Below are 19,907 nucleotides of genomic sequence, written 5' to 3'. Positions count from 1 at the left end.
CTACTCGCTCTCCTCGCTCTCCTCGGTCGCTCGCGGGAGCCACATCCGTACCACCGTTCCGGTCGGCTCGCGGGTGTCGATCTCGAGGTCGCCGCCGGACTCCGTGACGATCCAGTGGACGAGCCAGAGGCCGAGCCCGCTCGCGTGTTCGAGCGCCGTCTCCCGGGCCTCCGAGAACACCGTTCGCTCGACCGGCGGGATCCCCGGACCGTCGTCGGCCACGTCGAGCCGGAATCGGTCGCCGTCGGCGACGACGGTCGCCTCCACGTGCGGGTTGTCGCCGTCGTTGTGGACGACGGCGTTCTCCAACACGTTCCGTATCGCGGACTCCAACAGCTCGTCCGCGGAGACGACGGCCGACTCGGGGACGGTCACCGTCACCGTCGCTCGCGGGAACGACGACGACAGCGACTCACAGAGCCGGTCGACGAGCGCTGCGAGATCGATCTCGGTCCGGCCCGCGTCGCTGTGGAGCGCGACGTCGATCTCGCGGGCCTGATCGCTGAGGTGGGTCAGCGTCCGGACCTTCCGGTCGATGATGTCGAGGTAGGGGTCGCCCTCCTCGTCGACGTGGTCGCGGAGCAGGTCGGCGTACCCTCCGATGACGTTGGTGTCGTTTTTCAGGTCGTGTCGCAGCACCCGGTTTAACACCTGAAGCCGCTGTTCGTACCGCCGCGCGTCCGTGACGTCGGTGGCGGTGATGACGACCTCGCGGGCGTCCTCGAACAGCCGCTCGATCACCGTCTCGAACCGGCGCCAGCTGCCGTCGTCACAGGCGATCCGGTGCGTTATCGACTGCGGCTCGGCGGTGTCGAAGGCGCGCTCGAAGGCCCGCTGGGCCTCGCGTCGGTCCTCGGGGTGGACCAAGTCGATGATCGGGCGCCCCTCGATCTCGTTCGTCTGATGGCCGAGCAGCCGCTCTATCGACGGGCTCACGTACCGGAGGAGCCCGTCCTCGCCGCAGACCGCGATCACGTTCGGCGACTTCTCGATGAGGGCGCGGTACCGCCGCTGGAGGGTTTCCCGCTCGGTGACGTCGTGGAACAACAGGACCGTCCCGCCGCGGGTCGTTCCCGGCCCGGTGATGTCGTGGACGCCGACCGTCAGGAACCACGGGGCGCCGCCGTCCCCGCCGACCGTCACGCGGAACTCGTCGTCCGACCTCGCGTCGGTCACCGCGTCCGCGACCGCCGGGACGTCGGCGAACACCTCGTCGACCCCGACGCCGAGTTCGGCGTCGGGGAACAGCGCCTGGGCCGGGTCGTTGCGGTCGACCACCCGCCCGTCGGCGTCGCAGACGACGACGCCGTCGGAGAGGTTTGCGAACACCGCGTCGCGGGCGATCGGCGAGACGTCGAGCAGCCGATACCGGAACACGACCCATGCCAGGAGCGCCGGGGTCCCGCTGAAGGCGATCGGGGTGAAGTCGACGAGCCCGTTCTCCGGCCCGACAAACCCCGCGATGCCGGCCGCGCCGAGCGCTAGCGGCGCGACGCCGGCGACGAAGAGGACGGCCGCCTGTCGGCGGAACACGCCGTCGCGGGAGACCGCGGCGTAGCCGAGAACAGCGAAGGTGAACAGGTTGACCGCGTAGGTGTAGCCGACGAACCCGAGCAGCGCGGGCGTCGGCGTGTACTCCAAGACGCGGTAGCCGCCGGCGTCAACGAGGGAGGGCTCTGCGTAGAACAGGGGGTCGACGCCGACCGTCCAGACGGCGGCCACGACCGCGGCGGGGACGACCCAGAAGAGTGCGAAGCGACGGCGACCGAGCCACCCGGTCCGGTCGACGTACGAGAGGACGAAGGCGGGCCACGCCACCGCCAGTCCGGCGGCGCCGAGCCAGACGAAGCGGTTGAAGTACAGCGTGAGACCGAGCGCGGTCGCCGACAGCTGCGCCGCGTACGCCAGCGACCAGACGCCGGCGGTGCCCGCGACGCCGACGAAAGACCAGAGGAGGGCGTGGCCGCCGCGCGAGCGGTTCCCGAGCGCGTAGGCGGCGAACGCAAAGGACGGGACGGCCGCGACAAGCAGCGGAACCGTGTACGGCGTCGGTTGCCACGCCATCGATACCAGATGAATGCGAGACCTCGATAAAAAGGGACCGAATCCCCTAACACGGTTGCGGAGAGTCGATCCCCATGCTCGAACCGGGCGACTCCGCACCCGAGATCACGCTCACCGACCACCGCGGCGAAACGGTTACCGTCGACCCGGCCGCGGCCAGCCACACGGTCGTGTACTTCTACCCCCGCGCCGACACCCCTGGCTGCACCGCCGAGGCGTGCGGTTTCCGCGACGAGTGGGACGCGTTCGAGGCGGCCGACGTCGCCGTCGTCGGGATCAGCGACGACCCGGTCGACGACCTCGAACCGTTCGCCACGGAGTACGACCTCCCCTTCACGCTCCTCTCGGACCCCGACGGCGAGGTGTCGAGCGCGTACGACTCCTACGGCGAGAAGTCGATGTTCGGGAACACCTTCGACGGCGTGTTCCGGAACACGTACGTTCTCGACCGCGAGGGCACCGTCGTCTTGGCCTACGAGGGGGTCTCCCCCGAGGACCACGCCGTCGAAATTCTCGACGACATCCGCGCGCTCGACGACTGAGCGCTGACCGGCCGTCGGCGAGCGGGAACCGCCGGCGGCGGCGGCCACCCGGTAGTATTATTACTTGTCATGAGTCAGGTGAAACGATGCCCTCCAAGCGAACGTTCGCGAAGCGTCTAGCGGCGCTGGCGGCGACCGGGCTGGGAGTCGGCGGACCGATCGACGCCCTGACCACCGAACCGCCGCCCGACGGGACCCTCGCGGTCGATCCGGTCGCGGCCAGAGCCGAGTCGAGCGGCGGCGAGACGGGGAGCGACGGCGTCGCTTCAACTTCCGACGAGCCGCGCTCCGCGGTCGCCGCCGGGACCTACGATCCGGCCGCGGCCGCGTCGAGCGCCGTCGACACCGTCGTGACCGGCCGCGTCGACCCCGCGGCCCTGACGGCGACCGGCCTCCCGAGCGGGATCGGCGGTCGACTCCGGCGACTGATCGACCGGTACGAGAGCGTGTCGCTCGCCGCCGTGCGGCAGGCGACCGGCGGCGCCGCGCTTACGGCGGACGGAGTGGAGGGGTGCGCCGTGGCGGTCGGCGATGTCGACGCCGCCGCGCTGACCGCCGAGCTCGACGCCGATCCTGACGCGGTTCGCGAGGCGGACGACGGCTCCGGGTTCGCCCGGTTCCGGGCGCGGGGCCTCGGGTCGGCCGTCGCCGTGGCCTCCGATGAACTCGTGGCCGGGTACGGCCCGAGCGCGGCCGTCGCCGCGGCACACCGCGACGCCGGCGTCGGCGAGCGCGTCGACGGCGGAACCCGGCGGCAAGCGGGAACGACCGCGAGCTACGGCCCCCTCCCCTCGCTGCTCGGGGGCGACGCGACGGTGTGCGTCGACCTCGGACCGGACGCCCGCGATCACCTCCGGAGCGTGCTCGCCGACGCGCCCGACGAACTGCGCACGGCGGTCGACGCCTCGGGCGCGGTCGGGGCGTCGCTCCGCGTGACCGACGAGAAGGCGGCGACGGGGACCGACGCGAGCGGCGACGCGAGCGACGACGGCGACGCCGAGGACCCGTCCGTCGCGCTGCGGTACGGGGCGGTCGCGGACCCGCGACGCCTCGACAGGGAGACGGCGGAAGCGATAGCGCGGGCCGCCCGCGAGGGAGATCCCTCGCTTTCCGACGCGAGCGTCGCCCGACACGGGCGGACCGTGATCGTCGACGCCGCCGCCGAGCGCGACCTCTTCGCGGCCCACGCCTCGCTGTTCGACGGGAGCGTCGGTGACCCGATCAAGGTGGCCGACGCGTGAGCGACGCCGTCGACCGCGAGAGTGCCAGCCGTGAGAGCGACGCCGTCGACCGCGAGTACGACGCGGACGTATCGACCAGTGACCGACACGCGAGCGAACCCACGATGACGACGACAGACCACACGCCACGACAGCCGTATCGAACGAGGACGAGTCGATGAGTTCCGGGGACTCGCCTCCGAGGACTCCCGACGAACCGACGGATGGCACGGAGGCGACGAGCCCGGATCGATCGCCGACGGCGACCGACCGACAGCGGACACCGACCGAGCGACCGGCCGCGGACGACGCGTCCGGGTCGTTCCTCGACCGAATCGAGACCCGGCACGCGATCGGCGTCGCCGCGGTCCTCGCGGTGGCCGCGGGGCTGCTGGTCGCACCCGGCGTGTACGGCGCCGTGACGGGGCCCGACGGGACGGTCGCCGTGATCGAGATCGACGGCACCATCGACTCGGCGACGGCACAACACGTCGAGGACAACCTCCGCGACGCCCGCACGAACGACTCGATCGAGGCGGTCGTGCTGGAGGTCGACAGCGGGGGCGGCCTGCCCGCGCAGAGCGAGCGGATGTACGCCGCGGTCGACCGCACCGCGTCGGTGATGCCGGTGTACGCCGCCGTCGACACGCTCGGCGCGTCCGGCGCCTACCTCGCTATCGCGCCCGCCGACCGGATCTACGTCGCGCCCTCCGCCCAGGCGGTCGGCAGCGTCGGCGTGGCCGGCACCGCGCCGGCCCCGAACGGCCCGAACGCGGGGACGACCGGCCCGGATAAGGCCGGCGGCGATCCGGACACCCAGCGCGAGCGCCGACAGACGCTCGCGAACCTCTTCGTCGAGAACGTGATCGAGCAGCGCGGCGATGAGATCGAACTCGACCGCGAGGCGATCGCCCACGCCGACGCCTACCTCGGTACCGAGGCCGTCGAGAACGGCTTCGCCGACGAGTTCGGCTTCGTCGACGGCGCGGTCGCCGACGCCGCCACGGAGGCGGAGATCGACGACTACGAGGTCGACACGCGGCGCACGGAGAGCCCCGTACCCGGCGGCATCCCGCTGTTGGAGCGGGACGATGGGACGGTCGTCGTCGCCGACGACTCCGAGGAGACGCTCGGCGACGGACTCATTCTCGCGGTCGCGCCGGCGGCGTGGGACGAGACCGTCGGCGACAACGTCGAGATGACGAGCTACACCGGGCGACCGACCGCGGACGGCGGCGAGGCCGTCGCAGGGACGACGACCGGCGGCGACGGAGACGCGACGAGCGACGAGGGCTCGGCCGCGGCGAACGGGGGTGACGGCGCATGAGCGTCGACCTGCGAACGACGATCGGCGCCTTCGCGCTGGTCTTCCTCGCTATCGTCGGCGTCGCCGCCGTTGGGGGAGTCGTCCTCGACGACGCGCCGCCCGAGACCGACGCGGTCGCGGACGACCACTGGCAGGCGGACGCGGTCGAGCCGGAGACGGCCAGCGAGGGCGGCGAGGTCGAGATGGAGAGCAGCGAGCCGTCGAACACGGTGGTCGTCCACCTCGGCGGCGGGGCGGCCGGACCCGGCGGCGGCACGTCGATCCTGCCGATCGAGGACCGCGACGCGCCCGCGGAGGCGGACGTCGGGGCGCTCGGCGGCGTCCGGCGCGGCGTCGCGCCGCTCACCGCGGCGCTCGTCGAGAACGGCCACGAGGTCCGGTTCTACGGCGGGGCCGTGGGGTCGGAGCCGCTGCCGTCGATGCTCTCGGACGCGGACGCGTTCGTCACCACGAACCCCGGCGCGCTGTCGGCGACCGACGCCGACGCGGTCGAGACGTTCGTCGACGCCGGCGGCCGGACGCTCGTGACGAGCGACCCCGGCGCCGCCGGCGCGCTCACCGACTTCGGCTCGCCGTTCGGCGTCTACGGCGAGGCGGGCTACGTGTACGACATGGAGAACAACGACGCGAACTACCTCAGCGTGTTCGTCGAGCCGACCGGCTCGGGAGCGCTGACGGAGGGCGTCGAGGAGGTCGTCTTCCGCGGCGCCGCGCCTGTCGGGACCGCCGACGGCTCGGCGACGCTCGCCACCCCGGAGACGTCGCGGCTGTCGACGACCCGCGAGACCGGCTCGTACGGCGTTGCGGTCCGGAGCGACTCGCTCGCGGTGCTCGGCGATTCGAGTTTCCTCGAACCGGAGAACGCCGACCGCGCGGATAACGGCATCCTGATCGGCAACGTCGCGGACTTCCTCGTGACGGGCGAGAGCCCCGACGCGTCGTTCGGGTCGCCAACCGGCCCGGGCGGCGCGGCGCCGCCGGGGGGCGCGGTCCCGCCGGGCGGGTCGACGCCGCCGCCCGAGCCGACCGACCCGTCGGGGAACGAGACGGATCCGGCCGGGAACGCGACGGCGTAGCCGACGCTCGGTCGGGACCGGCGCTGCCGCGACTCTCCTACCCCGGGAACCGGATCCCGGCGGCCGCGTCGGCGATCTCGCGCCGTTTCAACAGCCCGAAGCCGAGGACGATGACGGCGAATCCCGCGACGGTGTACGCCGTCACCGGCTCGGCGAGCAGCAGGGCGCCCGCGACGGTGGCGACGACCGGCACGACGTAGGAGACGAGGTTGATCTCGAAGGGGCCGAGCCGGTCGAGCAGCGTGAAGTAGATGGTGTACGCCACCGCCGACGAGAGCAGCCCGAGGAACGCCAGCGCGACGAGCGCGCGCGGCGCCGCGGCGGGGAGCCGCTGGCTCTCGCCCAGCCCGAGGCTGAGCGCGTGGATGGCGAGCGCGCCGAACCCCATCGCCCACCCGGTGAGCGCGACGCTGGAGAACGACGTCTCCACGGTCCGGAGGCCGACGCTGCCCACCGCGACGGCGACGACGCCGACCGCGATCAGCCCGACGCCGACCGCGACGCCCCCGCCGAGGTTCGCGGGGTCCGGCTGCGCGACGAGCCCCACGCCGAGGAACGCGAGGACGACGCCGACCGCGCCGCGCGCGTCGAGGCCGGCGCCGCCGATCCAGACGGCCGCGACCGCCGCGGTCGCGATGGGGACGAGGCTGTAGGTGATCGAGGCAATGCCGCTCGTGGTATACTGCTGGCCGACGAACAGCAGCGAGTTGTTCGCGGCCACCGAGAGTCCGCCGCTGAACCCGATCGCGGCGAGGTCGCCGCGCGTCCGCGGAAACGGGCCGTCCTGCGTGATCAAGACGTACGAGATCAGCGCCAGCGCGGCCACGTCGAACCGGTAGGCGGCGTACAACACCGGCGGGTAGTAGTCGAGGCCGACCTCGATGGCGACGAAGGACCCGCCCCACAGCAGGGCGAGGAGGAGGAACAGCGCGACGTCTCGGTACCGTGACACGGTCGACCGAACGCGCGCCGGGGGTAAAGCGGTGTCCGTCGCGGCCCGGACCGCCGGTGTCGACCCTGTTGCCGGGGCCCTCCCGCTAACGGCCGTCGCCAGGGCCGTCCCGCTGACGGCCCATCTGATCGGGTCGAACCGCTCAGTAGCCGCGGACGATGAGGTAGTCCGCGAGGTCTTCGAGCAGGCTCCGCGATCCGCTCTGGGGAAGGATCTCGAGGTGCTCTTTCGACCGCTCGGTGAGGTCCGCGGCGGTCTCGCGGGCGTACTCGATGGAGCCGACGTCCTCTAACGCCGCCACCGCGTCGTCGATGGCCGCCTCGGTCACCTCCGCGGGCGTGTCGGCGTCGACGAGGCCGTCCACGTCGACCCCCTGCTGGCGGGCGTGGAGGGTGATCAGCGTCTCCTTCCCCTCCACGAGGTCGGAGCCGCGCTGCTTGCCGAGATCCTCCGAGGGAACGGTCAGATCGAGCACGTCGTCTTGGATCTGGAACGCGCGCCCGGAGTCGATCCCGTACTGGTAGAGGGCGTCGACGACCTCCTCGTCGGCGCCGAGGAGGAGGGCGGGCGTCGCAGCGGACGCGCCGTACAGCACCGCGGTCTTCAGCTCGACCATCTCCAGGTACTCGTCGGGGAGGATGTCGTCGCGGCTCTCGAAGGCGACGTCGAGCGCCTGCCCCTCGCAGATCTCGGTACAGGTCGACGCGAGCATCCGCATCGCTTCGAGCCCGTGTTGGGGGTCCGCGCCCGTCTCGGTCATGAACTCGAACGCCTTCGAGTAGAGCGTGTCGCCCGCGAGGATCGCCGTCGAGACGTCGTACGCCTCGTGGACCGCGGGGACGCCCCGACGCAGGTCGTCTTCGTCCATGATGTCGTCGTGGATCAGCGTGAACGACTGGATCACCTCGATGGCGACCGCGGCCCGCATCACGTCGACCGCGTCGCCGTCGAGCGACGGAAACGCGCGGAAGTCGCCGCCCATCGGCTCGGTGCCGGTGACCGCCTCCGCGGCCAGCGTCGTCACCGTCGGTCGGAGTCGCTTCCCGCCCGCTTCGAGGATGTACCGCGTCGCCTCGTACAGGCGCTCGGGCTCCTGGACTGGCAGCTCCTCGTCGATAGCGGCGTTGACGAGGTCACGCCGCTCGCGGATGGCGTCGAGCACCCGCGCCTCCTTCGTCTCGCTCGTCATTCGACGAGCTGGATGGTGGACCCGTTCTGCGTGACGTGGACGTCACGTCCGAGCTTGTACCCCTGCGATGTCGCGAGGTTCACGTACGGCGAGCGCCCCTCCAGCGTCTGGTGGCCGGGGATGAGGTGCTGCGGCTGGAGCGCCTGGAGCATCTCGTAGTGGCCCTCCTCGCGGAGGTGGCCGGAGACGTGGATGTCGTCGTAGAGGCGCGCGCCCTGCATCCGGAGCAGCTGCTCGCTCTGGTAGCGCTGCCCCTCGTTGGTCGGCTCCGGGATGACGCTCGCGCTGAAGACGACCTTGTCGCCGTCGTCGATTTCGTACGGGGTCTCGCCGCGGCCCATCCGGGTTAACATTGCGCGCGGCTCGCCCTGGTGGCCCGTCACGATGGGGAGGAAGTTTCCCTTCCCCTCCTTCATGATGCGCTTGAACGCGCGGTCGACGGACTTGCGGTGGCCGTACATGCCGACGTCGCCCTGGAAGTCGACGAAGTCGAGCCGCTCGGCCGTGCCCGAGTACTTCTCCATCGAGCGCCCGAGGAGGACCGGCTGGCGGCCGATCTCGCGGGCGTACTCGACGAGGGTCTTCACGCGGGCGATGTGGGAGGAGAACGTGGTGGCGACGATGCCGCCGGTGTAGTCCTCCATCGATTTCAGCGTGTCCTCGACGTGTTTCTTCGCGTACGACTCGGAGGGCGTGCGGCCCTTCCGGCCGGCGTTCGTGCAGTCCTCGATGTACGCGAGGACGCCCTCGTCCTGGCGGCCGATCTCGCGGAACCGCTCCATGTCGATCGGGTCACCGATGACGGGGTCGTGGTCCAGGCGCTTGTCGAGCCCGTAGACGACCGCGCCCTCGGGCGTGTGGAGGACCGGGTTGATCGCGTCGATGATGGAGTGGGTGACGTTGACGAACTCCATCTCGACCTGCTCGGAGTCGCCGATCGCCATCGTGGCGCCCGGCTTCATCTTCACGAGGTCGTTGTCGACCTGGAACTTCCCCTCGTCTTCGATCTGCTGGCGGACTAACTCGATCGTGTACGGCGCGGAGACGATTGGCGCGTCGTACCGGTGGGCGAGCTTCGGGATCCCCGCGATGTGGTCGAGGTGACCGTGGGTGGGGACGATCGCTTGGACGTCGCCCTCGAGTTCGCTCATGACCCGGTCGTCCGGGATGGCGCCCATGTCGATCAGGTCGAGGCTGTGCATGCTCTCGGTCTCCACGTTGTCGTGGATGAGGACCTTACTGAGGTTCAGGCCCATGTCGAAGATGACGATGTCCTCGCCCGCGCGGACCGCCGTCATCTGTCGACCGACCTCTTCGTAACCGCCGAGTGTCGCAATTTCGATTTCCATGGTGTGTGCGTGTCTGACGCCGTGGTCGGCGTCGGTCACTGAAACCCCGCAAGGAGCCGTCAGCGCTACGTCCTACCGCGCGTCGTTGAAGGCCCCGCTACGGCCGAGTCGCCGCGACTCACCGTGTCCCGCGGGAGTGTGGTACATCGCTGTACTCCCGGGCGCGTTAAAAACTCCCGGGTTCGGCTCCGCGACGACGGTTCGCGTCCGAACCGGACGTCGACGGCCCGACCCGGGGGCGTCCCGCAAAGCGTTTCACGCTCTCCGTCGAACCGCCGCCGATGTCAGACGTTCCCCGCCGCCGAGCCCTCCTCGCGGCCGCGTCAGGGATCGCCGCCCTGGCCGGCTGCGCCGGCAGCGAGACCGTGTCGAACAGCTACCCGAGCCGACACGAGCGCCGGATCGACGAGTACGAATTGGAGAAGGCGCGCGACGAGCGCGGCGGCGCGCTGGTCGCGTCGGGTGAGGAACTGCCGTCGCTGTCCGCCGACGAACCGGCGCGCCAGCGGCGGCAGACGCGGCGCGTGCTGGTCGCGGACGAGGACCTCGCGGAGCTCACCTTCGCCGAGACGGACGCCGGCGAGCGGCTTCGGTCGTTCCTCGCCGCGACCGACTTCGCGTCGGCGTCGGCGTACCTCCTCGCGATGCCCGTGCGTGCGTGTCGGGAGATCCGGCTCCGATCGGTGTCCGTCGAGCCGGGCGAGCTCGCGGACGGCGACCTCCACCCCCACGCCGACTTCTGTCAGGCGTACCGCCCGGCGGACGTCGACTGCGACGCCGACGAGACGCACACCGTCGGGTTCGCGATCCGAATCCCCGTCGCCGCCGACCGCTCGATGGGGAGCGGAAGCGGCATGGGAAGCTCCTGCCGGCGGGGGGAACCGCCGGCCGTCTTCAACGCGTCGGCGTCCGCGACGGGCGGTGATGGCGCGTGAGTCGCGCATCAAGTTCGCGGCCCGAGTCGCGTTCGAGCCGCGAGTCGCGTTCGAGCCGCGAGTCGCGTTCGAGCCGGGAATCCCCTTCCCGTCGTCGGTTCCTCGCCGGGGTCGCGACGGCGGGGGCGGCAGCGCTCGCCGGCTGCTCCGGGCTCCCCTTCACCGGCGACGAGGAGCGTCCGGAGGCGACGGCGTCGCTCCCGTCCGACGCCGTCGGGTCGGCCGAGTGGCCGGCGTCGCCGTTCCCGGCGACCGTCCCCGCGTCTCTGGCGGACGCCCACGAGGCGCGGGCCCGCGAGCTGCTCGACGACGTCCCGGCCGAGCCGGACGTCCCCAACGCGGCGGTCGCGGCGGCGATCGGCGACGACCGCGAGCAGGCGCGTCGGCGCGCGGACGCCGAGATCTCCGACGAGTGGCCGGTCGACGCCCTCGCCGCGTGGCGCCGGCGCCGGGAGGACGCCGCGGCGGTCCGCGGCGCGTACCGCGCGGCCACCGGCGTCGACGACCGCTCGGATCTGGCCGCGCGGCGCCGCGCGGTCCGCGACGACCGCGCGGAGATCGCGGCCGGTTTAGAGTACCGGGCCGAGTCGCCCGCGACGGCGCTGCTGGCGTACGAACCCGTCGAGTCGCTGCTCGCGGAGTGCGCGGGATACGTCGAGCCCCGCGTGACGTACCCCGGGGATCCCGTCGCCGAGCCGTTCCGCGCCGGCGAGGCAGTCGCCCGCGTCGAGCGCGCGGGGGCGGCCGCGGCCGACGCCGAGGGGCTCCGGAACGCGTCCCTCGACGGGCGCGACGGCGCGGCGCCGCGGTGGGCGTCGCTGGTCGCGGCCGCCGAGGGACTGCGAGGCTCGGTGAGCCGGACGCGGTCGGCCGTCCGCGAGCGCACCGGCGGCGAGGAGCCGTTCGCCGACGAGGACCTGAGCGGCACGGTCGCACAGGAGTTGGCGGCCACGAGCGAGACTCGGGTCGAGTCGGCGGTCGACGACGTCAGGCGGGCATTCGATGCGGGCGAACACGCCACCGCCGTGGTGGAGTCCGGGATCGCGCTGGCCGAGATCGACGCGTTCCGGACGGCCGTCGGCGAGATCCGCGACGGGGAGCACCGGGAGACCCCCACGGAATCGTCAGTGCGGTCGGCCGCGGACCGGGCGCGAGCGGCGGTGAGCGCGGTCGTCGACGGCGGCGATCCGCTGGCGACGCGGCTCGTTCGGCCCGGGCTGGAGATGGTCGGGTACGCCGCCGACCGAGTCGAGGAGGGGTACAGCTCCGCGCGGCGGACGCAGGCGAGTCTGACGTACGTCGCCCTGTACGCGAGCGCGGTCCCGGCGGCGGCGGAGTTCGTCCGCGAGCGGCTGGGGTGAGCCGGGTCGTGTCACCCGGTTCGTGTCAAGCTGGCCGGGCTCGGGGGCTGCGTCCCGGTATTTTTATTACCGCGAGGGGCGGCGATACGGACAATGAGTGGACGACCCCTCGACGTGCTCGAAGCGTCGCTCGAGGAGCCGGTGACGGTACACCTGAAGGACGGCACGACGTACTACGGCGTCCTCGGCGGCTACGACCAGCACATGAACGTCGTCATCGAGCCCGAGGCCGACGTGGACGACCGCGTCGACGACAATCTCGACGGCGAGTTCGCGGTCGCGATCGAAGACACAACGATTATACGCGGCGATAACGTCGTCACCATCAAAGCATGACCGGAGCAGGTACGCCCTCGCAGGGGAAAAAGAACAAGACGGTTCACGTGAAGTGTCGACGCTGCGGCGAGAAGTCCTACCACGTCAAAAAGGAGCGCTGCGCCTCCTGCGGCTTCGGCGAGTCCGCCTCCCGGCGCGACTACGCGTGGCAGTCGAAGACCGGCGACAACTGAGCCGCGGTCTCTTCGGTTTCTTTTCGCTTTTATTTGCGTAGCTGTGCGCTTATAAATAGAGAACCGAAACACGAGAAAGGACTTCAAGACCCAACTGTTCCCTTATAAACGCCTGCTGACTGAAGAGCGGCGAAGACCGCCAAAGCCCCAGCCGGGAGGACTCGCGGCTGCCCCTTTGAGTCCCACCCGCCCCGCACAGCGACCGCACCTCACGCCTCCCCAGCCTCGTCGCTCGCGCTTAAAAGCGCTCGCGACTCCCTCGCGCGTGCTGACTCGCGGCCGCCGGGGGCGGCCGCTCGCAGGCACGCGCCACCGCGTCTGATCAGTTTCGATTCCCCGAACACCCCGCCGGCGAGCCAACCGTTAACCGGGTCAGTCGTCGACCGGGGGTATGGAACTCTCTGTCGTCGACCTCTCGCCGGTCCCCCGTGGCGGCACCGCGGCGGACGCGTTCGCGAACACGGTCGACGCCGCGCGCCACGCCGAGCAACTGGGCTACGAGCGGTTCTGGGTCGCCGAACACCACGGGATGAGCGACCGCCTCGCGGGCACCACGCCCGAGGTGCTGCTCGGGCGGCTCGCGGGCGCGACGGAGTCGATCCGGATCGGGTCGGGCGCGGTCCTTTTGAACCACTACAGCCCGTTCAAGGTGGCCGAGTCGTTCGGCGTCCTCGACGGCCTGGCCCCCGGCCGCGTCGACCTCGGGATGGGCCGCGCCAACGGCTCGCCCGCGTCCGACCGCGCGCTCGGCACCGACCGCCGCGTCGAGAACCCGAACGAGGACCACCGCGAGCGGGTCACCGCGGTCGTGAACCACCTCCGTGACGCCTACCCCGCCGAACACCCATATACCGACCTCTCGGTGCCGGGATCGGCCGAGGGGCCGGCCGTCCCGTGGGTGTTGGGGTCGAGCCCGTCGAGCGGCGAGATCGCGGGGGAGCTAGGGCTCCGCTACTGCTTCGCCGGCTTCATCCGCCCCGGGTTCGCCGAGCGCGCGTTCGCAGCGTACCGCGAGGCGTTCGACCCCGAGAACGGGCCCGGGAGCCTCGACGAGCCGCGCGGGATGGTCGCGGTCAACGCGGTCGCGGCGGAGACGGACGAGGCCGCGGCCCGGCGGCGCGCGCCCGCGGAGGCGACGTTCCGGCGGATGCAACGCGGCGAGCTGGGCGACGAGACGCCGACCGTCGAGGAGGCGGTCGAGGAGCTCGGCGGCGCGCCCGAGCCCACGCCCGCGACGCTCGACGACGACGAGTGGCCGCGGTCGATCTCCGGGAGCCCGGAGACGATTTCGGGGCTGTTAGCGCAGCTGGCCGACCGCGTCGGCGTCGACGAGGTGATGATCCAGCACACCGTGCCGGACCACGACGACGCGCTCGACTCGCACGCGCTGCTGGCCGAGGCGATGGATCTGGACGGGCGGGAATAGTTCGGTCTTGGGGCGGTGGACGTTCTCGATTGCTCAGTTAGATGAGGAAACTGACCGACAGTGACGGATACCGCCAAAGCCCCAGCCGCTTACTTATAAATGGCTGCTGACGGCTCGGTGACTGACACAGCCAAAGCCCCAGCCGCGAGGGCTCGGTGCGCTCGCTGCGGTCCTCGGCGCTCACTCCGTTCGCGCCTGCGGTCCTTGCGTCGCGCGCCGAGCCCTCGCGGCTGCCCCTTTGAGTCCCGCCCCGCACAGCACCGCAACCGCACCTCACGCCTCCCCAACCTCGTCGCTGGCGGCTAGCGCCGCCAGCGACTCCCTCGCGCGTGCTGTCTCGCGGCCGCCGGGGGCGGCCGCTCGCAGGCACGCGCCACCGCAGATTGTTTTATAAACAGTTGTGCGGTCAGGGCCGCACTCGCGCTCCTACTCCACGCGCTCGCGGGCTGCGGCGATAAGCATCGGGAGCATCACGGTCGCGTCGCCGTAGACGGAGGCGTTGCGCGCGTCCTTCTCCAGTTTGCCCCACGAGCGCGCCTCTTCGAGGGTCGCCCCGGAGAGCCCGCCGGTCGCCTCGGGGTCCATCGTGATCTGAACGGCGTAGTCGTACGCCCGCGGCGTGACGAGCATCGTCTGGAGCGTGAAGTTCTTCGGGACGCCGCCGCCGACGAGCAGGCATCCCGCGTCGTCGGCCTCGAAGGCGAGGTCGGTCAGCTCGGTCATATCCGCTAAGGCATCGAGCGTGAAGTCGGCGGTCTGGGCGTACATCCACGCCTGAAGCCCCAGCACGGAGTCCTGGACCGCGGGACAGTAGATCGGCACGTCGCACTCGTAGGCCGCGGCCGCGACGCCCGGCCCCTCCGGGACGTCGTCGCGCTCGTTGACCTCGGCGTTCGCGCGGCCGAGCTCACGCGTGAGGTCGGCGATGGAGACGGCGTCTTCCCCCTCTAATTCCGGGAACACCTCCTCGCGGAGGTGCCCCTCGAACTCGGCGAAGTGCTCCTGCGGGAGGTAGACGTTGTAGATGCGGTCGACCCCCTCGTCGCGGAGCCCCTCGTCGTGCTCGCGGAGGCTCTTCTCGGGGTCGTGGGTGCGCCCGTGGTGGTGTTTCCCGCCGATCGCCTCGATAGCGTCGTGGGTCAGGTTCGCCCCGGTCGTCACCAGCGCGTCGACGTAGCCGTCGCGAATGAGGTCCGCGACGATCCGGCGCATGCCGGCGGGGACCATCGCGCCCGCGAGCGAGAGGAACACCGTACAGTCGTCGTTCTCGAACATCTCCGCGAGCACGTCGCCCGCCTCGTTGACGGCGGCGGCGCCGATCCCCGCGTCCCCGTAGCCGTCGACGAGCTCGCTCACCGTCATTCCGGCGGTCGCGCGCGTGTGGCCGACCGGGTCCTCGCCGAACTCCTCGCGGTGCGGCTCGTGGCCGCCGTGGTCGTGTCCGTCACCGTCGGCGTCCCCGGCGTCGTCTCGCGTCCCCTCGTCGCTGTCGGTCATGGCTCTCGATGGGGTCGGCGCGCGTTTGAAACGACCGATCTACCCACCGGCCGAGCCGCCGCTCACGGGCGGGAACAGCGCAAGCTCGTCGCCCGCCTCCAGCGTCGCGTCGAGCCCCTCGTCGTGGCGGACGCTCCGCCCGTTCCGGAGGACGTTGATGTGGTCCGCGACGGCCCCGTCGTCCATGACGCGGTCGCGCAGGTCCGGGTGCGCGTCCAGCAGCGCGTCGAGCGCGTCGCCCACCGTGTCGCCCGGCTCCGCGTCGACGGCCACGACCCGGTCGCCCGCGATCTCCGCGAGGTCGGCGAACAGCTTCCACTCCATAGCGGATCCCGGCGGGGGCGACTCAAGAGCGTTGCGTCCCGTCGTGTTCGGCACCGTCGTCGTCTGCCCCGTCCGCGTCGCTCCCGTCCGCTGGGTCGGCGTCGCTCCCGTCCGCTGGGCCGTCGTCGCTCCCGTCCGCGTCGTCGGGGCCGGCCTCCGCGTCGAAGTCGGTTCCGTCGTCGAGGTCGTCGAGGTCGTCGAGTTCGGCGTCGCGGTCGGCCGCGGACGCCGGTTCGGCCGTTCCGTCTGCTCCGTCCGCATCCGCCGGCGACGCGGCGGCCGCCTCGAACCGACGGATCGTGCCCGGCCTGCCGACGAGGTACACCAGGTCGCCGGCGCCGAACGCGTACGCGCGCGGCGGGATCGGCTGGACGGATCCCTCGGCCGGGCGGACCGCGGCGACGACGGCCCCGACCTCGCCGACGGTGCTCCCGTCGAGGTCGCTCTCGGCGCCGACCGCGACGGAGGCCATCGTCTCGTCGGCGGTGCGAAGCAGGGAGGCGAACTCGCGGTCCGCCTGCGGCTCCGCGGGCAGCGTCACGAGGCGGTAGCCGCCCTCCGCCGTCAGCCGTTCGGCGTCGGACTCGTCGAGCGCGACGGTGACGGCGTCGCCGGCGACGCCGCGGAGCTCACCGGTCGCGACGCGTTTCGGCTCCGGGTCGTCGCGCCACAGCTGGACCGTGTCACCGACGGTGGCGTTGTTCGGCGGGTCCGCCGCGACCGCGACCGCCGCCGACCCCGGCGCGAGCGTCGGGCCGAGGCCCGCGGCGCGGGAGCCGACGGCGAAGTACTCGACCGTTCCGTCCTCGTCGAGGTCGAGGTCGACGTAGCCGACGCCGTACTCGTCTTTGAGCCGGGCGACGAGCCGCTCGCGGAGTTCCGCCGCCGAGAGCTTCCGCGGGAACAGCAGCGTCGTCTCCGCGAGTTCCGCCTTCTTCTCCGGCGAGACGGGGTCGTACGTGTCCATGTCGCCGATGTCGTCGGCCGGCGGGAGCGTCACCGCCGTGAACCGCCCGACGGCGCGCACGATCCCGCTCAGTTCGCCCTCGAGCTGTTTGGCCCCGGAGAGCGCGAACACGTCGACCGCGAGCCGGTCGCCCGCGTACCGGCCGACGGGGGCCAGCACCGCCGCGACGCCGAGCGAGACGAGGTTGAAGAAGACGCTCTCGGGCGCCAGGAGGGCCGGGTTGTCGCCGATCGCGACCGATCCCAGCGAGGTCGTGTTGAGGTATAAGGCGACGACCGAGACGCCGATCAGGCCCGTCACCCCCTCGGGGATCTCCGTGCGGAAGTACCAGCGGTAGGCCAGCGCCGCGCCCCCGGCCACGAGGGCGGCGACGACCGCGAACGTGACGAGCGTGACCGCCGCCTGGCGCGGGCGGGCGAAGCCGACGTCGACGGCGGCGACCGTGAGGCCGCCCGCGAAGACGCCGGCGTCGACGACCGCCGCGAGCGCGTCCGGGACGGCGGCCGCAGCGAGCGCGGGACTCACGCGGCCACCTCCGCAAACCGATCGAGCGCGTCACGGCTCCCGACGACGAATAAGTCGTCGCCCGCCGACAGCGACTGCGAGCCGTCGGGCGCGATCGTCCACGACTCGTGGCGGGCCGCGAGGACGGCGACGTCGTACGTCTCGCGGACCTCGGCCTCGCCGATCGTGTGGCCGTCCAGCGGCCCGCCGGAGACGACCGAGACCTTCCGGAATCGCTTTCCCGCCCGGCGCAGCAGGGCCGTGAGCTCGTACTCGCGCCGCGTGCCCCGCGACAGCACCAGCACGCGCCCGCGGTCGGCGCGGAGGAGCGCCGCCGCCTCGGAGCGGTCGAGCGCGAGCGTCACGCGTCCCTCGCCGCCGGTCGTCGTCGGCGCGGTCGCCGCCGGCTGGGAGGCGACGGCCTCCTCGCCGCCGTCGGTCCGAGCGTCGTCGTCCGGGTCCGGGTCGTCGCCCGCGGGGGCAGGCTTCGACACGGCCCTGGCGCCCGGCTCCGGCTTCCCGCTCGACCGGGCGGCGATCACGGCGCCCTCGGCGTCGAGGTCGGGGGTGATCACGCGGACGACATCGCCGCGGGCGATGCCGGTCGGGACCAGCGCCGACACGGACACCGCGCGCTTCCCGGCCGGCACCCGCTTCGAGAGCGCGCCGGTCGGCGGCGCGGCCGCCACCGTCGCGCGCGCCTGCTCGTCGATCCGGACCGCCACGTCCGCGAGGTCGAGCTCGGTCTGGAGCCGCTCGGCGAGGCGGTCTTCGAGCTCCGCGAGCGGGAGGTCGGCGGGGAACGTCCAGTCGCCGTCGAGGATCGCGCGTCGGGTGTCGGCCGGCAGCGGCGGGTACCCCTCCATGTCGTTCACCTCCCCGGCGACCTCGACGGAGACGCGCCCCCGGCCGCCGACCAGCTCGATCACGTCGGTCGAGAGGGTCCGGTCGCGGAGCTGTTTGAGCGAGATTCGCTTGGGCACGTTGGCGCCGAGCCGGTCCCCCTGCGCGTGGGCGTACATCGAGAGCATCAGCACTACGACGATCGCCGTGAGGATCGCCGGCGCGCGCTCCGACGACCGGATCGTCTCGTCGTTGAGCGCGAGCAGCCCGCCGTTGACCCCGGCGATAGCGAGCGATAACACGACCACGCCGAGCCCCGGGATCGTCACGTCCGTCACGTACTTGAACACGAACCCCAGGGTCCCGGCCACCAGCGCGGGGACGATCCCGGTGATGACGCCGAGGTAGACGCCGAAGACGATCTCGACGGGCAGCGACATACCCCTTCCAACCGAGGGGTCGGTTAAACGTGCATCGGCGCGGACCGCGCGGCGGGAGGTGCCTCGCGGAGTCGCGCCCCGTGCCGCCGTCGAACCGCGGAGTCGCGCCCCGTGCCGCCGCCGAATTCGTGGGGTCGACTCGCCCTCGCGGGGTTTAAGTTCGGTCTCGGCCACCCGGGGATATGGAGCTGACCCGGGACTGGGTGACCGTTCGGGCGTCGATCCTCCTGACGTTCGCGGTCGCGGTGCTGTCGATCCTCGCCGGGCTCGCCCAGATCGGCGGGCTCGGCGTCGACGGGCCGCTCGCCCCGTACGTCCACCCGGTCGTCCGACAGACGGTCGGGTTCACGGGGACGATAACCGGCTTCGCGATGTTTGGGAGCGGGTTCGCGCTCCGGAGCGGGTACCGCGTGGGGTGGTACACCACGGCCGTGCTGTTGCCGCTGACGGCCCTTCAGGGGCTGATGCAGGCGTCCGTCCTGTCTTTCCCCCTCGTGGCGCTGTCCCTCCTGTCCGCGCCGACGCTCGTGATCAATCGGGGGCGGTTCGACAGGGACTACAGGCCGTCGCCCACGCAGCTCGCGGCCGGCGCGGCGCTCGTGACCGCGGTCTCGTACGGCACGGTCGGCACGTACGCGCTCCGCGACCAGTTCAACGGGGTCGAGACCATCGTCGACGCGTTCTACTTCACCGTCGTCACCGCCTCCACGGTCGGCTACGGGGACGTGATCCCGGCGACCGGCCCGGAGTCCGACATCGCCCAGCTGTTCGTGCTCTCCTCGCTCGTGATGAACGTCGCCGCCTTCGCGGTGGCGCTCGGGGTTCTCCTCACGCCCGCCATCGAGGCGCAGCTCTCCAAGGCGCTCGGAAAAATGACCGACAGACAGATCGATCTCCTCGACGACCACGTCCTCGTCCTCGGCTACGGGGACCTGACGGAACCGATTCTCGAAGAGCTCGACGCCCGCGACGGTGTCGAGTACGCCGTCGTAACGCCCGACGAGACCGCCGCAAGGCGACTCTCAGAGCGCGACATCCCGGTGTTCACCGCGGACCCCAGCGACGTCGACCCGCTCGAACGGGTCAACCTCGACGGGGCCCGCGCGGTCGTCGCCGCCACCGAGGACGACGCGCGCGACGCGCTCGCCATCCTCACCGCCCGGCAGCTCAACCCGGACGTGCGGATCGTCGCGGCGGTGACCCAGCGCGAGAACGTCGACAAGCTCCGCCGCGCCGGCGCCGACCAGGTGATCTCGCCGACGACGCTCGGCGGGCACATCATCGTCGACTGCGCGTTCGGCGCGGACAGCAGGGACGCGACCGAAGGGATCCTCGAGGATATCGACCTCGACGACTGAAGCCGCGGCCGAGTCGACGCCGAC

General features: G+C 71.9%; 19 protein-coding genes. 11 read left to right on the top strand and 8 right to left on the bottom strand.

What is annotated here, in order from left to right; all coding sequences use genetic code 11:
• The gene (locus F3H13_RS04410) at positions 1-2,064 is read right to left on the bottom strand and encodes a histidine kinase N-terminal 7TM domain-containing protein (protein ID WP_149797836.1); all 2,064 of its coding nucleotides are present in this window, start codon (positions 2,062-2,064) and stop codon (positions 1-3) included.
• 74 nt (positions 2,065-2,138) lie between these two features.
• Here F3H13_RS04410 and F3H13_RS04405 point away from each other — a divergent pair, with 74 nt between their 5' ends.
• The 5 genes from F3H13_RS04405 to F3H13_RS04390 all read left to right on the top strand — a co-directional run bounded on the left by F3H13_RS04405 (position 2,139) and on the right by F3H13_RS04390 (position 6,229).
• Positions 2,139-2,606 carry a peroxiredoxin gene (locus F3H13_RS04405; RefSeq protein WP_149797835.1) on the top strand — a complete coding sequence of 156 codons (468 nt, stop codon included), beginning with the start codon at positions 2,139-2,141 and terminating at the stop codon, positions 2,604-2,606.
• An 86-nt stretch (positions 2,607-2,692) separates the two neighbouring features.
• Positions 2,693-3,847: a hypothetical protein gene (locus F3H13_RS04400; protein WP_149797834.1), complete on the top strand. Its 1,155-nt coding sequence runs from the start codon at positions 2,693-2,695 to the stop codon at positions 3,845-3,847.
• Complete coding sequence (locus F3H13_RS16110; protein WP_188127994.1) at positions 3,844-4,008, top strand: hypothetical protein; 165 nt, start codon at positions 3,844-3,846, stop codon at positions 4,006-4,008. The genes F3H13_RS04400 and F3H13_RS16110 overlap by 4 nt, the downstream gene beginning before the upstream one ends.
• Positions 4,005-5,153: a S49 family peptidase gene (locus F3H13_RS04395; RefSeq protein WP_149797833.1), complete on the top strand. Its 1,149-nt coding sequence runs from the start codon at positions 4,005-4,007 to the stop codon at positions 5,151-5,153. The genes F3H13_RS16110 and F3H13_RS04395 overlap by 4 nt, the downstream gene beginning before the upstream one ends.
• Positions 5,150-6,229, top strand: coding sequence for a hypothetical protein (locus F3H13_RS04390; protein WP_149797832.1), 1,080 nt, complete (start codon positions 5,150-5,152; stop codon positions 6,227-6,229). Before F3H13_RS04395 ends, F3H13_RS04390 begins: the two co-directional genes overlap by 4 nt.
• A 37-nt stretch (positions 6,230-6,266) precedes the next feature.
• Here F3H13_RS04390 and F3H13_RS04385 read toward each other — a convergent pair whose 3' ends face one another.
• The 3 genes from F3H13_RS04385 to F3H13_RS04375 form a co-directional block, all read right to left on the bottom strand.
• Positions 6,267-7,181, bottom strand: a complete 915-nt coding sequence (locus F3H13_RS04385; RefSeq protein WP_149797831.1) for a DMT family transporter — start codon at positions 7,179-7,181, stop codon at positions 6,267-6,269.
• 142 nt (positions 7,182-7,323) lie between these two features.
• A complete protein-coding gene (gene idsA3, locus F3H13_RS04380) occupies positions 7,324-8,370 on the bottom strand; it encodes a geranylfarnesyl diphosphate synthase (RefSeq protein ID WP_149797830.1) in 1,047 nt (348 codons plus the stop codon).
• The gene (locus F3H13_RS04375) at positions 8,367-9,719 is read right to left on the bottom strand and encodes a ribonuclease J (protein WP_121596176.1); all 1,353 of its coding nucleotides are present in this window, start codon (positions 9,717-9,719) and stop codon (positions 8,367-8,369) included. Before F3H13_RS04375 ends, idsA3 begins: the two co-directional genes overlap by 4 nt.
• A gap of 281 nt (positions 9,720-10,000) precedes the next feature.
• On the opposite strand from F3H13_RS04375, the gene F3H13_RS04370 reads away from it, so the two are divergent.
• The 5 genes from F3H13_RS04370 (at position 10,001) to F3H13_RS04350 (ending at position 13,950) form a co-directional block, all read left to right on the top strand.
• Positions 10,001-10,654, top strand: a complete 654-nt coding sequence (locus F3H13_RS04370; RefSeq protein WP_149797829.1) for a hypothetical protein — start codon at positions 10,001-10,003, stop codon at positions 10,652-10,654.
• Complete coding sequence (locus F3H13_RS04365; protein WP_149797828.1) at positions 10,651-12,015, top strand: twin-arginine translocation signal domain-containing protein; 1,365 nt, start codon at positions 10,651-10,653, stop codon at positions 12,013-12,015. Before F3H13_RS04370 ends, F3H13_RS04365 begins: the two co-directional genes overlap by 4 nt.
• A gap of 93 nt (positions 12,016-12,108) precedes the next feature.
• A complete protein-coding gene (locus F3H13_RS04360) occupies positions 12,109-12,351 on the top strand; it encodes an LSM domain-containing protein (RefSeq protein WP_149797827.1) in 243 nt (80 codons plus the stop codon).
• Positions 12,348-12,524, top strand: coding sequence for a 50S ribosomal protein L37e (locus F3H13_RS04355; protein ID WP_017344112.1), 177 nt, complete (start codon positions 12,348-12,350; stop codon positions 12,522-12,524). Before F3H13_RS04360 ends, F3H13_RS04355 begins: the two co-directional genes overlap by 4 nt.
• Positions 12,525-12,915: 391 nt before the next feature.
• Entirely contained in the window at positions 12,916-13,950 is a 1,035-nt protein-coding gene (locus F3H13_RS04350) for an LLM class flavin-dependent oxidoreductase (RefSeq protein ID WP_149797826.1), read from the top strand.
• A 426-nt stretch (positions 13,951-14,376) separates the two neighbouring features.
• Here the strand turns inward: F3H13_RS04350 and F3H13_RS04345 are convergent, their stop codons facing one another.
• The 4 genes from F3H13_RS04345 to F3H13_RS04330 are packed head-to-tail and all read right to left on the bottom strand — an operon-like array spanning position 14,377 to position 18,525.
• The gene (locus F3H13_RS04345; RefSeq protein WP_149797825.1) at positions 14,377-15,447 is read right to left on the bottom strand and encodes a deoxyhypusine synthase; all 1,071 of its coding nucleotides are present in this window, start codon (positions 15,445-15,447) and stop codon (positions 14,377-14,379) included.
• A 39-nt stretch (positions 15,448-15,486) separates the two neighbouring features.
• Positions 15,487-15,771, bottom strand: a complete 285-nt coding sequence (locus F3H13_RS04340) for a ubiquitin-like small modifier protein 1 (protein WP_149797824.1) — start codon at positions 15,769-15,771, stop codon at positions 15,487-15,489.
• A gap of 22 nt (positions 15,772-15,793) precedes the next feature.
• Positions 15,794-17,263: a potassium transporter TrkA gene (locus tag F3H13_RS04335; RefSeq protein WP_149797823.1), complete on the bottom strand. Its 1,470-nt coding sequence runs from the start codon at positions 17,261-17,263 to the stop codon at positions 15,794-15,796.
• Positions 17,260-18,525 carry a potassium channel family protein gene (locus F3H13_RS04330; RefSeq protein WP_149797822.1) on the bottom strand — a complete coding sequence of 422 codons (1,266 nt, stop codon included), beginning with the start codon at positions 18,523-18,525 and terminating at the stop codon, positions 17,260-17,262. Before F3H13_RS04330 ends, F3H13_RS04335 begins: the two co-directional genes overlap by 4 nt.
• Before the next feature lie 182 nt (positions 18,526-18,707).
• On the opposite strand from F3H13_RS04330, the gene F3H13_RS04325 reads away from it, so the two are divergent.
• The gene (locus tag F3H13_RS04325) at positions 18,708-19,883 is read left to right on the top strand and encodes an NAD-binding protein (RefSeq protein WP_149797821.1); all 1,176 of its coding nucleotides are present in this window, start codon (positions 18,708-18,710) and stop codon (positions 19,881-19,883) included.
• Positions 19,884-19,907 lie beyond the last annotated feature (24 nt).

This window comes from Halorubrum xinjiangense, assembly GCF_900102375.1.
GTDB classification, from domain to species: domain Archaea; phylum Halobacteriota; class Halobacteria; order Halobacteriales; family Haloferacaceae; genus Halorubrum; species Halorubrum xinjiangense.
The sequence above is the reverse complement of the archived record's forward strand: the minus strand, read 5'-3'. Positions and strand labels throughout refer to the sequence as shown.

Coding starts and splice junctions, on each gene's coding strand:
- F3H13_RS04410 (WP_149797836.1), bottom strand. CDS start 2,064: ATGGCGTGGCAACCGACGCCGTACACGGTTCCGCTGCTTGTCGCGGCC.
- F3H13_RS04405 (WP_149797835.1), top strand. CDS start 2,139: ATGCTCGAACCGGGCGACTCCGCACCCGAGATCACGCTCACCGACCAC.
- F3H13_RS04400 (WP_149797834.1), top strand. CDS start 2,693: ATGCCCTCCAAGCGAACGTTCGCGAAGCGTCTAGCGGCGCTGGCGGCG.
- F3H13_RS04395 (WP_149797833.1), top strand. CDS start 4,005: ATGAGTTCCGGGGACTCGCCTCCGAGGACTCCCGACGAACCGACGGAT.
- F3H13_RS04390 (WP_149797832.1), top strand. CDS start 5,150: ATGAGCGTCGACCTGCGAACGACGATCGGCGCCTTCGCGCTGGTCTTC.
- idsA3 (WP_149797830.1), bottom strand. CDS start 8,370: ATGACGAGCGAGACGAAGGAGGCGCGGGTGCTCGACGCCATCCGCGAG.
- F3H13_RS04375 (WP_121596176.1), bottom strand. CDS start 9,719: ATGGAAATCGAAATTGCGACACTCGGCGGTTACGAAGAGGTCGGTCGA.
- F3H13_RS04370 (WP_149797829.1), top strand. CDS start 10,001: ATGTCAGACGTTCCCCGCCGCCGAGCCCTCCTCGCGGCCGCGTCAGGG.
- F3H13_RS04360 (WP_149797827.1), top strand. CDS start 12,109: ATGAGTGGACGACCCCTCGACGTGCTCGAAGCGTCGCTCGAGGAGCCG.
- F3H13_RS04355 (WP_017344112.1), top strand. CDS start 12,348: ATGACCGGAGCAGGTACGCCCTCGCAGGGGAAAAAGAACAAGACGGTT.
- F3H13_RS04350 (WP_149797826.1), top strand. CDS start 12,916: ATGGAACTCTCTGTCGTCGACCTCTCGCCGGTCCCCCGTGGCGGCACC.
- F3H13_RS04345 (WP_149797825.1), bottom strand. CDS start 15,447: ATGACCGACAGCGACGAGGGGACGCGAGACGACGCCGGGGACGCCGAC.
- F3H13_RS04340 (WP_149797824.1), bottom strand. CDS start 15,771: ATGGAGTGGAAGCTGTTCGCCGACCTCGCGGAGATCGCGGGCGACCGG.
- F3H13_RS04330 (WP_149797822.1), bottom strand. CDS start 18,525: ATGTCGCTGCCCGTCGAGATCGTCTTCGGCGTCTACCTCGGCGTCATC.
- F3H13_RS04325 (WP_149797821.1), top strand. CDS start 18,708: ATGGAGCTGACCCGGGACTGGGTGACCGTTCGGGCGTCGATCCTCCTG.